This window comes from Sphingomonas sp. GW822-FHT03G08, assembly GCF_058801135.1.
Genome location: NZ_JBXAMZ010000001.1, coordinates 3,402,629 through 3,416,541, shown reverse-complemented (window position 1 = coordinate 3,416,541; position 13,913 = coordinate 3,402,629). Strand labels below are relative to the sequence as shown.

Annotated in this window: 10 protein-coding genes; 5 read left to right on the top strand and 5 right to left on the bottom strand. The window is 67.2% G+C overall.

Annotated elements, in window-relative coordinates; all coding sequences use genetic code 11:
• Nucleotide 1: 1 nt before the first annotated feature.
• Nucleotides 2-1,687 (bottom strand): M28 family metallopeptidase, encoded by a 1,686-nt coding sequence (locus tag AC1RJ5_RS16035; RefSeq protein WP_493114336.1) that lies wholly within the window; start codon nucleotides 1,685-1,687, stop codon nucleotides 2-4.
• A 294-nt stretch (nucleotides 1,688-1,981) separates the two neighbouring features.
• Between AC1RJ5_RS16035 and pepN the strand changes: the two genes are divergently transcribed.
• The 3 genes from pepN to AC1RJ5_RS16020 all read left to right on the top strand — a co-directional run bounded on the left by pepN (nucleotide 1,982) and on the right by AC1RJ5_RS16020 (nucleotide 6,678).
• Nucleotides 1,982-4,585, top strand: coding sequence for an aminopeptidase N (gene pepN, locus AC1RJ5_RS16030; protein WP_493114334.1), 2,604 nt, complete (start codon nucleotides 1,982-1,984; stop codon nucleotides 4,583-4,585).
• A 71-nt stretch (nucleotides 4,586-4,656) separates the two neighbouring features.
• Entirely contained in the window at nucleotides 4,657-5,142 is a 486-nt protein-coding gene (locus tag AC1RJ5_RS16025) for a methylated-DNA--[protein]-cysteine S-methyltransferase (protein WP_493114332.1), read from the top strand.
• Between the two features lie 33 nt (nucleotides 5,143-5,175).
• On the top strand, nucleotides 5,176-6,678 hold the full coding sequence (locus AC1RJ5_RS16020; protein ID WP_493114330.1) for an ABC1 kinase family protein: 1,503 nt from the start codon (nucleotides 5,176-5,178) through the stop codon (nucleotides 6,676-6,678).
• Here AC1RJ5_RS16020 and AC1RJ5_RS16015 read toward each other — a convergent pair.
• Nucleotides 6,675-8,294, bottom strand: a complete 1,620-nt coding sequence (locus AC1RJ5_RS16015) for an alkaline phosphatase D family protein (RefSeq protein WP_342249526.1) — start codon at nucleotides 8,292-8,294, stop codon at nucleotides 6,675-6,677. The genes AC1RJ5_RS16020 and AC1RJ5_RS16015 overlap by 4 nt on opposite strands.
• Before the next feature lie 164 nt (nucleotides 8,295-8,458).
• Between AC1RJ5_RS16015 and AC1RJ5_RS16010 the strand changes: the two genes are divergently transcribed.
• Nucleotides 8,459-10,009 (top strand): ArnT family glycosyltransferase, encoded by a 1,551-nt coding sequence (locus tag AC1RJ5_RS16010; RefSeq protein ID WP_493114328.1) that lies wholly within the window; start codon nucleotides 8,459-8,461, stop codon nucleotides 10,007-10,009.
• Here AC1RJ5_RS16010 and AC1RJ5_RS16005 read toward each other — a convergent pair.
• Genes AC1RJ5_RS16005 through AC1RJ5_RS15995 form a run of 3 tightly spaced genes read right to left on the bottom strand, consistent with a single transcriptional unit; the run spans nucleotide 9,946 to nucleotide 12,607 of the window.
• Nucleotides 9,946-11,145: a glycosyltransferase gene (locus AC1RJ5_RS16005; protein WP_269573088.1), complete on the bottom strand. Its 1,200-nt coding sequence runs from the start codon at nucleotides 11,143-11,145 to the stop codon at nucleotides 9,946-9,948. The genes AC1RJ5_RS16010 and AC1RJ5_RS16005 overlap by 64 nt on opposite strands.
• A 14-nt stretch (nucleotides 11,146-11,159) precedes the next feature.
• Entirely contained in the window at nucleotides 11,160-11,678 is a 519-nt protein-coding gene (locus AC1RJ5_RS16000; protein WP_184164070.1) for a DUF2141 domain-containing protein, read from the bottom strand.
• Complete coding sequence (locus AC1RJ5_RS15995; protein WP_184164067.1) at nucleotides 11,675-12,607, bottom strand: hypothetical protein; 933 nt, start codon at nucleotides 12,605-12,607, stop codon at nucleotides 11,675-11,677. Before AC1RJ5_RS15995 ends, AC1RJ5_RS16000 begins: the two co-directional genes overlap by 4 nt.
• Nucleotides 12,608-12,797: 190 nt before the next feature.
• Here AC1RJ5_RS15995 and AC1RJ5_RS15990 point away from each other — a divergent pair, with 190 nt between their 5' ends.
• On the top strand, nucleotides 12,798-13,886 hold the full coding sequence (locus AC1RJ5_RS15990) for a glycosyltransferase (RefSeq protein ID WP_342249528.1): 1,089 nt from the start codon (nucleotides 12,798-12,800) through the stop codon (nucleotides 13,884-13,886).
• Nucleotides 13,887-13,913 lie beyond the last annotated feature (27 nt).

Sequence of the window (13,913 nt, the reverse complement as noted above, 5' to 3'; positions counted from 1 at the left end):
ATCACTTCGCGCCCGCGCCTTCATAGGTGAGGCCGAAGAAATCGCCCTTGTTCCACACCGGCTTCTGGTCGCCATCGGCGATCTCGCGGGCGATGCGATAGTTCACATCGACGAAGCGCACGCCCGATTCCCAGTCGATCGCCGGCAACTGGCCGACTTCGTCCGAAGGCTGGTGATAGTGGTTCTTCATGAAGTGATCGATCGCCGCGCGGCCCGGGCCGCCGGCACCCGGCCACAGGAAGACCGAGGGCACGCCCTTGCGAACGAAGTTGTAATGGTCCGAACGGACGAAGATGTTCTCGCCGGGCAGCGGATCGTCGGACAGCGGCACGCCGATCGCCTTGCCGGCGCGCTCGACGATCGGGCCGAGCGTCGAGTGGCTGGCGCCGTACACCACGATGTCCTGGAACTTGTAGGTGATGATCGGCATGTCGAGGTTCACATCGGCGACGATGCTCGACAGCGGCACGGTGGGGTTGTTGGCGAAATAGTCCGAGCCGACCAGGCCCTTCTCCTCGGCGGTGACCGCGAGGAACAGGATCGAGCGGCGCGGCTTGGTGCCGGCCGTCTTGAAGCGCTTGGCTTCCTCGATCAGCGAGGCGATGCCGACCGCGTCGTCGAGCGCGCCGTTGTTGATCGTGTCGCCGGTCTTGTCCGGGCGACCGACACCGATGTGATCGAGATGCGCGGAAAGGACCACGACTTCCTTCGACAGCGCCGGGTCGCTGCCCGGCAGCATGCCGGCGACATTGTAGCTCTGCACCGGGGTCAGCGCGGTCTTGGCGGCGACGGTGATGCTCACCGGCAGCGCCTCGGCCTTGAACTTCGCGTCATCGGCTTCCGCCGCCTTGGCGATATCGGCCCATTTCTGCTTGGCGCCGGCGAACAGCTTCTCGGCGCCGACCAGGCTGACCGTGCCGGCCGAAGGCGTGCCCGGCGCGGCGATATGACCGGTGCCGTTGGCATTGCCCCAGGTGAAGCGCGCGCGCGCCACCGCGCCGGCATAGACGCTGAACGGGCGCGTCTTGGCGGTGCGCGGCGATTCGAGCGTGATCGTGGCGACCGCACCGTGCTTCGCCGCGATCTCCGACTTGGAAGCCGGGTTGGAGAAATGCGCGGCAACCTCGCCGGGGAAGCTCTCGGGCGCGCCGCCGAAATAGGCGACGATCTTACCCTTCACATTGACGCCCTTATAGTCGTCACGGCCTTGGCCGACGATGCCATAGCCGACGAACACCACCGGCGCGGTGACGGTGTAATTAGGCGTCTCGGGATTGGCCGAGGAGACGAAGTCCTTGCCGAATTCGAGCGCGACCGGCGTGCCGCCCTTGCGAGTGAGCGAGAAGGTGCCGGGGCCGTCGAGCTTGGCGCTGATCAGCGGCACGTTCTGCAGATAGCCACCGTCATCGCCCGCCGGCTTGAGGCCCGCCGCATAGAATTGCGACGCGACATATTGGGCGGCGATGTTGAACTCGTTGCTGCCCGCCTCGCGGCCCTTGAGCGCGTCCGAGGCGAGGAACATCACATGGCTCTTGAGCGCGGCCTGGTCGGCCGGCAGCTCGGCATTGATGATCGCATTGCGCTCGGCGGCGGTCGGAGTCGGCGCAGGTGCCGGGGCCGCATCCTGGGCATAGGCGGGCATCGCCAGCAACAGCGCAAGGGCGAGCGGCATGGAGTTGCGGATCATGTTGGGGGGAACCTCTCGGCAGAAACTCGGTATATCGCTTCGGTAGCACGGCTTGGCGCAGGCGCAAGTCGGCAGATATCGTGACGGCGCGCGGAGATTGAAGTCGCGGCGAGCCGTTGAAACCTGCCGTCATCCCCCCGCAGGCGGGGATCCATTCTGGCTGGCCGCAGTGAGTCTCACAGGTCGCAACGCCAATGGATCCCCGCCTGCGCGGGGATGACGATGCAAAATAGCCGGGATCCCGACCAAATTAGGTGTCCCCAATCCAATAGTTGCCCCTATATCCGAGGGATCATGGCAGACGCACGCATCGCACCGCAGGCCCCGCAGATCATTCGTCGCGAAGACTATCGCGCGCCGGACTGGTTTGTTCCCGAGATCGCGCTCGACTTCGATCTCGACCCCACCGCGACCAAGGTCCGCGCAACGCTCAAGGTCGAGCGTAACGGCGCGCATGATCGCCCGCTGGTGCTCAACGGCGATGCGCTGGCGGCGGAATCGGTGCTCGTCGACGGCGTCGAGGCGCAGGGCTGGACGATGGACGGGCCCGACCTGGTGATCCCGCTCACCGGCACCGCCCATGTGATCGAGACGGTCGTGACGATCGCGCCCGAGCGCAACACCCAGCTGCAGGGGCTCTACGCCTCGTCGGGCATGCTCTGCACCCAGTGCGAGGCCGAGGGCTTCCGCCGCATCACCTTCTTCCCGGACCGGCCGGACGTGCTGTCGAAGTACAAGGTCCGCATGACCGGCGACAAGGCGCGCTTCCCGGTGCTGCTCGCCAATGGCGATCCGATCGCCCAAGGAGATTGTGAGGGGGGCGATGCCGAAGACGGCCGCCACTGGGCCGAGTGGCATGACCCCTTCCCCAAGCCGAGCTATCTGTTCGCGCTGGTCGCCGGCGACCTGGTGGCGAACAAGGGGCATTTCACCACGATGAGCGGCCGCAAGGTCGATCTCGGCATCTGGGTGCGCGAAGCCGACCTCCCCAAGACCGATCACGCGCTGCACGCGCTCAAGCTATCGATGGCGTGGGACGAGAGCGTCTATGGCCGCGAATATGATCTCGACGTGTTCAACATCGTCGCGGTCGATGATTTCAATTTCGGCGCGATGGAGAACAAGGGGCTGAACGTCTTCAACAGCCGCTACATCCTCGCCGATCCCGACACCGCGACCGACTATGACTACGACGCGATCGCCGCGGTGGTCGCGCACGAATATTTCCACAACTGGTCGGGCAACCGCGTGACCTGCCGCGACTGGTTCCAGCTTTCGTTGAAGGAAGGCTTCACTGTCTTCCGCGACCAGAGCTTCTCGGGCGACCAGGGCAGCAAGGCGGTCAAGCGGATCGAGGATGTGCGCGGCCTGCGCGCCTCGCAGTTCCCGGAGGATTCGGGGCCGCTCGCGCATCCGGTGCGCCCGGACGAATATATCGAGATTTCGAACTTCTACACGGCGACCATCTACAACAAGGGCGCCGAAGTGATCCGGATGATGTCGACCATCCTGGGCCCGCAGAAGTTCCGCGCGGCGACCGATCTCTATTTTGACCGGTTCGACGGCACGGCGGCGACCTGCGAGGATTTCGTGCGCTGCATGGAAGAGGCCGGCGGCGTCGACCTCACCCAGTTCCGCCGCTGGTACAGCCAGGCGGGCACGCCGCGCGTCTCGGCCAACCTGACCCAGGAAGGCGGGCGCGCGCGTCTCAAGCTCGCCCAGAGCGTGCCGCCGACGCCGGGCCAGCCGGTCAAGGAGCCGATGGTGCTGCCGCTCAAGCTCAAGCTGTTTGGCGGCGTGACCGGGCGGCCGATGTGCGACGAGCAGCTGGTGCTTTTGAAGGACGCGGCGCAGGAGATCGTGTTCGAGAACCTCTCCGAGACGCCGGTGCTGTCGATCAACCGCGGCTTCTCGGCGCCGGTGATCGTCGAGACCAACCGGACGGCGAAGGACCTCGCCTTCCTCTCGGCGCATGATGACGATCCCTTCGCCCGCTACGAGGCGATGCAGCAGCTGATGCTCGATACGCTGGTCGCCGCGGTGACCAGCGGCAAGGGCGAGCATGGCGCGGTGATCGAGGCGGTGCGCAACACGCTCACCGACGCGTCGCTCGACCAGGCGTTCATCGCCGAGGCGGTGCTGCTGCCGTCGGACAGCTTCATCGGCGACCAGATGGGCGTAGTCGATCCCGACGCGATCTTCGCGGCGCGCGAGGCGCTGCGCGGCGATCTCGGCAAGGCGCTCAATGCGGAGTGGCGCGCGGCCTATGACGGGGCGCAGGCCAATCGCTTCGAATATTCGCCCGCGGCCAAGGGCGCGCGCCGGGTGAAGACGGTGGCGCTCGGCTATATCGCCGCCAGCGGCGCGGCGGACGCGGCAGAGCTCGGTTATGGCCAGTTCCAGGCGGCGGACAACATGACCGACCGCCAGGGCGCGCTTACCACGCTGGTAAACGGCAATTCGGAAAAACGCACAGAGGCGCTCGAATCCTTCTACCAACGCTACCAGAGCAATTTTCTGGTCCTCGACAAGTGGTTCCAGACCCAGGCGCTGTCCTCGCGCGACGATACGGCGCAGGCCGTCGAGGCACTGGCGAACCACAAGGACTTCACCCTCGCCAATCCGAACCGCGCCCGTGCGCTGATCGGTGCGTTCAGCGTCAACCAGCGGGCGTTCCACGACGTGTCGGGCCGGGGCTATCGCTTCGTGGCGGACCAGCTGATCGCGCTCGATCGCCTCAACCCGCAGACCGCCGCCAAGCTGGTCCCGCCGCTCGGCCGCTGGAAGCGCTTCGACGCGGGCCGCGCCGCCAAGATGCGCGCCGAGCTGGAGCGGATCGTCGCGACGCCGGGGCTGAGCAAGGACATGTTCGAGCAGGCCAGCAAGTCGCTCGACTGAGGCTTTGGTGGCAAGCGCCGGGAAGTAGCTCGGCCCGGCGCAGGCCATATCGACAGGGAAGGAGAAACCCGATGACCCTGTCGAGCAAGACGATCCCCTCGCCGGTCGGCGACCTCACCCTGGTCGCCAGCGGCAAGGGGCTGGTGGCGATCCTGTGGGAGAATGACTCCCCCGATCGCGTGAAGCTGGGCGCGGTTGCCGAAGGCGCGGATCATCCCGTGCTGGCCGCTACCGAGACACAGCTGAAGGAATATTTCGCCGGCAGCCGGACGGCGTTCGACCTTCCGCTCGATTTCCGCGGTACCGATTTCCAGAAATCGGTCTGGGCCGAGCTGCTCGCCATCCCCTTCGGCGAGACGCGTTCCTATGGCGAGATCGCGATGAAGCTCGGCCGCCCCCAGGCATCCCGTGCCGTAGGTGCCGCCAATGGCCGCAACCCGATCTCGATCGTCGCGCCCTGCCACCGGGTGATCGGATCGTCCGGCAAGCTCACCGGCTTCGCCGGCGGGCTGGACGCCAAAGACTATCTGCTGAAGCTCGAAGGCCGCACCGGCTAGGGAGCGTTCGTCCGGCACTCGCGTTGGCGGGGCATGATCAAGCTGATTGCCGCCACCGCTCGAGACCAGCACCGCGTTCGCGAGATCGCCGGGGTCGCCACCCGCTTCGGGCTTGGCGTGCTGCTTGCCCGGCTGGGCTTCGCCGGCGAAGGCGACGAACCCGATGGCGGCGTGCCCCTGCCCCGCCGCACCCGGCTGGCGCTGGAGGCGCTGGGGCCGAGCTTCGTCAAGATCGGCCAGATCCTGGCGACGCGCGGCGACCTGCTGCCGCCCGAATGGATCGCCGAGCTGGAGCAGCTCCACAGCGATGCGCCGACGCTCGACTTCGAGACGATCCGCGCCGCCGTGGAGGAAGCGCTCGGCGAGCCGCCCGAGGCAGCGTTCGCGCGCTTCGATTCCGCACCGCTTGCCGCCGCGTCGATGGCGCAGGTCCACCGCGCCCAACTCAAGGACGGGCGCGAAGTGGTGCTCAAGGTCCGCCGCCCGGGCATCCGCAAGGCGATGGAAGCGGACATGCGGCTGATCGCCGAGCTCGCCGCCCTGGTCGAGCGGAGCAGCGCCGAGGCGCGGCGCTTCGAGCCGGTCGCGCTTGCCCGGCAGCTGCGCCAGGCGATGCTCGAGGAGCTCGACTTCACCCAGGAAGGGCGCAACGCCGATCGCATCCGCGCCGACCTGACCAACCAGCCCGGCGCGGTAGTGCCCGAGATCCATTGGGAGTGGACCAGCGAGACGCTGCTGGTGATGGACTATATCGAGGGGGTGAAGCCGCTCTCGGCGGAAGCACTGCAGGAACGCGGGATCGACCCGCGCGCGATCGCCGAGCTCGGCGCCGACCTCGTCATCGAGATGGTGCTGATCCATGGCCGCTTCCACGGTGATCCCCATCCCGGCAATCTGCTGTGCCTGCCCGGCAACAGGCTGGCGCTGCTCGACCTGGGATCGATCGGCCATGTAGGGCCGGGGCGGCGCGAGGAATTCCTGGGCTTTGTGATGTCGCTCGCCTCGGGCAATCCGCGCGCACTGGCCGAGACGCTGGCGCTCTGGTCCGAAGGGCATGGCGTGCCCCGTCGCACGATCGACCGCGCCGCCGAGCAGATCGTCCAGCGCCATGGCGGCGGGCGGATCGTGATGGCCGAGATGGTGCCCGATTTCCTGCGGCTGCTGCGCGAGGAAGGGCTGGTGATGCCGCCCGACCTGCTGCTGGTGTTCAAGGCCTTCATGACGATGGACGGGGTGCTGGCGCGGATCGCGCCGGGCTTCGACCTGTCGGGCGCGATCCGGCGGGCGCAGGCGCGGCTGGTGGCGGAGCGCTTCGCGCCGGGCCGGCTGGCGGCGAGCGGCGGGATGCTCGCCTGGACGCTGGCCGGGCTGGGTGACGATGCACCCCGGCTGGTGCGCGCGGCGATACGGCGGATCGAGGCGGAGCCGGTTGGCGACGCGGCTACAGCAGCGGCAATCCGCACCGCTACCGGATGGATCGCCGCCGCGCTGCTGGGCGGGGCGGCGATCCTGGCAGCGGCGTTGCTGCTGGCCTAGGCCATCACGTTCCGGCCGCGCGTCACCGTCGCGGTATGGCCGACGCTCGCCTTGGTGGTGCGCTGGAGGATGGTGTCCATGAACACCCAGTCGTTGGTCGCCTTTTCCGGCGTCAGCGTGAGCGCCATATAGCCGCGGCGGCTGGTGTCGCACCATTTCAGCTCGGGATTGGTGGCCACGAGCGCGGCGGCAATGATCCTGGGATCGGTGCTGCTGCCATTCTCATAGCCCGGCGAGGTGACGCTGTGCCCGGCGAACTCGACGCCGGCCGGCTTGCCGTCCTGACCGAGGTCGAACGCCCAGGCATTGTGGCTGTCGCCGCAGATCACCAGCAGATTGGCGTTCGCCGCCTGGGCCGACTTGAGGAAGCGCGCACGCGCCGCCGGGAAGCCACCCCAATTGTCGAGGTCCGACGGCAGGCCGAGCTTGCTCGCGGTGACGCCGGCCTGGACATAAGCCTTGGTGCCGGCGCCGGCATCGGCCTTGATCCAGTCCATCGCATTCTCGGGCATGCGCTGCTTGCCCATGATCGTGCCGAAGCCGACCACCTGCCACTTCTGGCCCGCGCGCACCGACTTCTTCATCGCATGGCCGAGCCAGGCTTCCTGCTCGGTGCCGAGCATGGTGCGCGCCGGATCCTGGAGCGCGCCGTCGCGGAACTCGATCAACGCCTTTTGCGCATCGGCCGAGCGGAACAGCGGGCCGAGCTCGGGCTCGTCGCTGCGATAGAGCAACCGGCTCTCGGTGCGGAACAGGGTAGCGAGGCCGCCAATGTCATAGCTGCCCCAGGGCGTTTCCGAGACCGGCATCCATTCCTTGAACGCCTGGAGCGCCGCCGCCTTGCGATCGTTCCAGTCAGCTTCGCCGGGCTGGTTGTTCTGCGCGCTCATCTCGCGGCTGTTGTTGGCCGATTCGTGATCGTCCATCTGGACGAGCATCGGCTTGACGCGGTGCAGCTCCTGCAAATCCGGATCGGAGCGATAGCTGGCATAGCGGAGGCGATAATCGGCGAGCAGGATGATCTCGCCGGCCGGCTCGGGCGATCGGCCGCCGACGGGGCCGTCCTTCGGGCCATAGCCGCCCGCCTTATACTCGTAGAGATAGTCGCCGAGATGGACCCACAGGTCGATGTCCTTGCGCGCCGCCGCGTGGCCATAGGCATTGAAATAGCCGAAGGGCAGGTTCGAGCAGGAGAAGATGCCGATGCCGAACCTGGCCGTGTTGCCGACCGGCAGCGTCTTGGTGCGGCCGACCGGCGAGAAGCTGCCGTCCGGCGCCACGAAGCGATAGAAATAGTCGGTGCCGGGCTCGAGGCCCTGGACGGTGATCTTGGCGGTGTGATCGCGCCACGGGCCGGTGATCTGCTCGCCGCCCGAGACGATCCTGGCAAAATCCTCGGTCTTCGAGATCTCGGCCTTGAGCTTCACCGGGCCGCCGCTGACCGGGACATAGCGCGTCCACAGCAGCATCGTGTCCGGTCCCGGCTCGCCGCTGGCAACCGAATGGGTGAAGCCGCGCGCCAGACTCTGCGCCAGCGCGAAGCCCGGGATGGCCAGCGCGCCAAGGCCGAGCGTGCCGGTGAGGATGAGCGAGCGGCGATCGATGCGCAGTGTCATTTTGAGGCGTTCCCAAGCTATTTCGTCGCAAGCCTTGCCGGGCCTGCGTGTCGAGTTCGTGACAGCGTGCGCCATGGACGCTAAGCACAGCGCACGTCGCAAGCAACAAGGCCCTGACCAGACTCCATGCCGCATCACCTTCCGCCCGGGGCTTCGCGCTCCTGATGGCAAGCAAGTCCGAAGTGCTGGGGAGCCGGACGACTCGCCTGACCGACCTCACCACAGGGTTCGCCCAGCTGCCGCGCTGGTCCGTCCTGTTGCTTGCTGCCGTCGTGGTGCGCGCGCTGACCTTCGGGAACCCGGTGGTCCATGTCGATGAGGAATTCTACTTCGTCACGGCGCAGCAGATGCTGCACGGCGCGGTGCCCTTTGTCGATGTGTGGGACCGCAAGCCCGTCGGCCTGTTCCTGATCTACCTGCTGCCCGCCGCCTTCGGCGTGCCGGCGGGAATCTGGGTATATCAGGCGATGGCGCTGGCCTGCGTGGTGGGCACCGCCATGCTGATCGCGCGGCTTGCCGAAAAGGCCGGCTGGGAACGCGGTGCGCTGATCGCGGCCCTGCTCTATCTGTTCATGATCAACTTCGCCGATGGCCAGGGTGGCCAGGCGCCGGTCTTCTACAACCTGCTGATGGCCTGGGCCTTCCTGCTGGTGGTGCCCAAGCCCGAGGACCAGAGCGGCGACCGCCGCCGCATCCATCGCGGCACGCTGGCCATGCTGATCGTCGGCGTGGCGATGCAGGTGAAGTATTCGGTGGTGTTCGAGGCGATGTTCCTCGGCATCTGGCTGATGTGGCGCGAGATGCGGCTGGGCACCAGCATCGCCCATATCCTGCGCCGCGGTTGCCTGTGGGCAGCGGCGGTGTGGCTGCCGACGCTGATCGTCTGGGCCGTGTTCATCCTGATGGGGCATGGCGAGGCCTGGTTCTACGCCAATTTCGGTTCGATCGTGGACCGGCTGAGCGATCCGCCCCTGGTGCTGCTGCGCGCCTTCCTGAAGATCGCGCTGATCCTGGGGCTGCTGCTGATCGTCTCGGGCCTGTCGCGCCATGTGCCGGTGAAGGACCCGAGCGAGCATCCGGTGCGCGCGCTGTTCTTCGGCTGGCTGATCGCCGCCGTCATCGGGCTGCTCGTGTTCGGCAGCTGGTTCAACCATTATGCCCTGCCGGTGCTGGTGCCGGCCAGCCTGTGCTGCGCCGGATATCTGGGCGGCACCGAATTCGGCCGGAAATGGGTAGCGCCGGTGATGCTGCTCGCAGCGGGCCTGGGCGGCGAATATACAGCCTGGAGCGCCAAGTGGCACCGCGGCAACGCCGAGCAGCTCGAAGCGCTCGCCGATGGCATCGGCAAGGGCAGCGGCTGCATGTACGTCTATTCGGGCAACGCCATCCTCTACAGCTATACCGATCGCTGCACGGTGACGCCGTGGATCTTCCCCAGCCATTTGTCGCGCGAGCGCGAGAATGGCGCGCTGGGCGTCGACCAGCTCGAGGAGATCAACCGGATCTTCGCCAACCCGCCCGAGATCGTGGTGATGCGCCCGGCCTATTATGGCGAGCGCGCGGAATCGCACCAGTTGGCGGTGAAGCGGATGGACGAGCTGGGCTATCGCCTGCGGGGCCGCTGGCCGCTCGGCGATCTCTACATCTCGGTCTACGAGTTGCCGGAAGCCCGCAAGTCGACGCCGCCGCGCCTGGCTTCGAGCAAGCCGGCATAATAGGTCATCAGCTCGGCGGCGTGATCGGCGTCGCTGCGGACCTTGCCGGCGGCGATGCGCGCGGCATTGCGCAGGATCGTCTGCTCGCGGCCGAACATGCGGCGAATCGCGTCAGCCGCCGAATAGGCGTCACGGGCGCGATAGGTTTCGGCGAACAGCGGATCGGCGATCTCGGCGAAGCCGCCCTCGTCCGGCCCGATCAGCGGCAGGCCCGAGGCAAGCGCTTCCGAGGCGACGAGTCCGAACGGCTCCGCGTCCGAGCCGTGGATCAGCGCGTCGCAGCTCGCCATGATCCGCGAGAAGCGCACCCGGTCATAGACCGGGCGGAAGATCTTGATGTGCGGGCTGCCGGCGATCCGCTCCTCGAGCTGGCGCCGCTGCGGGCCGTCGCCGATCAGCATCAGCCCCACCGGCAGGTCGTTCGCCGCCGCCTCGACCGCGTCGATCACCAGCGGCCAGCGCTTTTCCTTGTGATGCCGGCCGAGCCCGAGCAGCAGATGCCCCTCGGGCGGCAGGCCGAGCTGGGCGAGCAACGCCACGCGCAGCTTCTCGTCTCGCAGGTCGGGCGAGAACCATTGCCGCTCAATCCCCAGCGGCATCGATGCATCGACATGCATGCCGCGCCGGCGGAAACGCTTGGCGAGCGCCGGACCGTTGGTGACGAACGCGTCATAGGACGCAAGGAAGCGGTTCATGTACCGCGTGTACCAGGCAAAGGCCTGCTCGACCTGGATCGGCGTCGCCACGCTGTCGAGCCAGCGCTGCGGATAGGCGCCGATATTGTCGCCATGCGCGAAGAACACCTTCACCGCATCGCCCTTCCACCGCGCCACGGTCCAGCCGGGCAGCCAGGGCGAGCTGGTCTCGACGATATCGGGCTTCAGCTCGTCGAGCAGGTTCCAGACCGGCTCGTCCTTGACGAAGATGCCGTAGTTGCGATCGAGAATCAGCGGCGGCGCCTTCACCCAGATCACGCGGCCGCCGCCGGGCCGCTCCTCCACGCTCGATTCGAGCGCGGGGGCGATCACGGTCAGCTCATGGCCCATATCGGCCATGATCCCCATCTTGCGATCGAGATAGGTGCGTACGCCCCCGCCGGTGGGGGAGTAGAACTCGTTGACGTCGACGATGCGCATCCGCCGCACCTTCCCTAGTCGTCGAGCGGGCCGAAGCCGCCCAGGCCCCTCAGATATTGGGCCTTGATCGTGATCTGTCCACCAGCCGGGCCGACATTGACCAGCGCCTGGCGTACCTTGGGCCGGCTGCGGCCGAGCTTCTGGTTGCTGGCGAAGCCGGCGCCGTCCTCCCAGAAGTTGAACTTGTTCTTGCCGTCGCGGTCATGCGTGAACAGCACCGCCCAGGTGCCGGCCTGGGGTGCGCGGATGCAGATGCGCACCGGGCCCGACTGCGGCACCGACGCCCAGACGCGGCGGAACGGCTTGCCTTCCTTCTTGAGCGAGGTGTCGTCGCGCAGGAAGTCTTCCTCGTTCGGCGGATAGAGCTCGACCTTGAGCCGGCCGGTCCGGTCCTTGAGGCCGGTGACGTTGACATAGAGCCGCGCACCGCCGGGGATCGCGCAGGTGCCGTCGACCGGATCCTGCTGCGCGGCGGCCGGGCTCGCGGCGAAGGCGAGCAGGGCGGCGGTGCTGGCGGTCAGGACGCGGATCATTGCTGCTTGTTCCTCATGAGCAGGGCCTGGACGCTGAACCCTCCGATCAGCGTGACATGGGCGAGAAGGGTGAGTCCGGCGATCAGCGCCATCAGCTCGGACATCGCCGAGCCCTGGCCGATCACCACCCCGGTGATCGCGGCGAAGGCGGCTTCCTTGCTCGGCACCAGCGGCAGGCGCCAGACGAGCAGGCGGCCGGCGGCCATCATCAGCCACACGCCGATCGATACGTTCGGCATCGCCAGATGCCAGGCGATGGCGACGAGCAGCGATCCGGTGAGGATACGGATGCAGTGGACCATGAACACCCACCACAGCTCGCGGCGGGGCAGCGAGAAGACGCGCTTGGAGAAGAGCAGGAAGGGCAGCGACATCAGCGCCAGCACCCCGACCGATCCGATCACCGCCAGCTTCCACTGCGGCGGCACCAGCCCCAGATAGAGCGGCAAGCCGAGGATCATCATCACAAAGGTGATCGCGTTGCCCGCGATCGCCGACAGGATCATGACGTCCTTCACCGCGCCGAAGGGCGCCGCGACCATCTGGGTGCGCTGGCGGGCCCAGGCGTAGAAATAGGCCTCACCCGAATAGCCGAACAGCACTTCGTTCGAGATGCGCTTCTTGTGGAGCGCGGCGAGTCCGGCGAGCGGAATCTGCCACAGCCGTTTGAAGATGATATAGTCGAAGGTCGGCGGCCCCACATAATAGAGCGCGAAGACCAGATAGAAGAGCGGGTTGGTCGGCAGCGTGCGGTACAGGCCGGCCAAGCCCGAGCCGAACAGCTCGCGGCCAAGCGCTACGATCATCAGCAGCGTCAGCGCACCGCCGACGAGCGCCGGCCAGCGACGCTTGATCTTTTCGACGGGCTCAAGGCCCGCAAGGTCGGGCGCGCCCGGAAGGGGAACGGCCTCGACAACGCTCGTGTTCACCGAAGCCTCCAAACTGGGTTCGTTCACTGATTCGTATCCGCTGCCTAAATAACCGGCATATTACAGTACTTTACCGGCGCCATGCGGCTTTGCAGCCCCCAGTTCACACGACGCGAAATTGGCTGGTGACAGCAGAATGCGGTTTATTGCGGGGGCGATTTGGGCGTAAGAGTGGCAATTCGCAAGGTCTATGTTGCACTGCACCCATCCTGAAACCGCCCATCACATCCTCACTTATGCCCAGCGCTTGCAGGGCGGCGGTGTGGAGCGGGCGATGCTGCGCATGGCTGCCGGGTGGCTGCGCCAGGGGCGCCGGGTGACCTTGGTGCTGGGCAGCCGCGAGGGACCGCTGGCCGCCGAGATCCCAGACGGAATCGACCTGATCGAACTGGGCGACCCGCGATATCAGGCGCTGTTCCGGCTTGCCGGCGAGGTGCGGCGGGTACGGCCGGATATCCTGTTCTGTCCCGGCAATCGCTATACCGGCGTCACCGCGCTCGCGCGCCTGCGGCTGGGCCGCACATCGCCGCCGATCGTCGGCAAGGTCTCGAACGCGCTGGTGCGCCCCGAGCTCTCTCCGGGCGCCGCCTGGCGCTATCGCCAGTGGCTCAAGCTCCACCCACGCTTCCTCGACCATGTCGTGGCGATGACCCCGGCGATGGCGGCGGAAGCGATCGCCGAAATGGGCATGCCTGCCGCGCGGGTGAGCGTCATCGCCAATCCACCGGCCGCTACGATCGCCGGCGCGGCACCCGTGACCTTGCCCGACGGACGCTATTTGATCGGCGTCGGCCGGCTCGAACCGCAGAAGCGCTGGGACCGGCTGCTGTCCGCCCTGCCCCGGCTGGTGGATCAACAGGTGAAGCTCCTCCTGCTCGGCGAAGGCGGCGCTCGCGCGGAACTCGAAGCGCAGGTGGCGGCGTTGGGGCTCGGCGACCGGGTGACGATGCCGGGCCATGCCGGCGATCCGCTGCCCGCTCTGAAAGGCGCGGCAGTGGCGGTGCTGACTTCGGACTATGAAGGCGTACCCGGCGTGCTGCGTGAAGCGCTGTCGGTGGGGACGCCGGTGGTCTCGACCGAATCGAGTGTTGCAGTGCGCGAGATCGTCCATGCGCCCGAACTGGGAACGGTGATCGACCGCGAGGACGCCGAGGGGCTGGTCGCGGCACTGGACCATTGGCTGCGTGCAGACGCGGTGCGGCCCGCGCCGGTCGCGGTGAGCGGCGATCCGATCGCGGAATATCTCGCGCTGTTCGATCGGCTGGTTGGGGAGAAGTAGCCGTCATCCCGGCGGAAGCCGAGATGA

Coding starts and splice junctions, on each gene's coding strand:
- pepN (WP_493114334.1), top strand. CDS start 1,982: ATGGCAGACGCACGCATCGCACCGCAGGCCCCGCAGATCATTCGTCGC.
- AC1RJ5_RS16015 (WP_342249526.1), bottom strand. CDS start 8,294: ATGACACTGCGCATCGATCGCCGCTCGCTCATCCTCACCGGCACGCTC.
- AC1RJ5_RS16025 (WP_493114332.1), top strand. CDS start 4,657: ATGACCCTGTCGAGCAAGACGATCCCCTCGCCGGTCGGCGACCTCACC.
- AC1RJ5_RS15990 (WP_342249528.1), top strand. CDS start 12,798: ATGTTGCACTGCACCCATCCTGAAACCGCCCATCACATCCTCACTTAT.
- AC1RJ5_RS16005 (WP_269573088.1), bottom strand. CDS start 11,145: ATGCGCATCGTCGACGTCAACGAGTTCTACTCCCCCACCGGCGGGGGC.
- AC1RJ5_RS16000 (WP_184164070.1), bottom strand. CDS start 11,678: ATGATCCGCGTCCTGACCGCCAGCACCGCCGCCCTGCTCGCCTTCGCC.
- AC1RJ5_RS16020 (WP_493114330.1), top strand. CDS start 5,176: ATGATCAAGCTGATTGCCGCCACCGCTCGAGACCAGCACCGCGTTCGC.
- AC1RJ5_RS16010 (WP_493114328.1), top strand. CDS start 8,459: ATGGCAAGCAAGTCCGAAGTGCTGGGGAGCCGGACGACTCGCCTGACC.
- AC1RJ5_RS16035 (WP_493114336.1), bottom strand. CDS start 1,687: ATGATCCGCAACTCCATGCCGCTCGCCCTTGCGCTGTTGCTGGCGATG.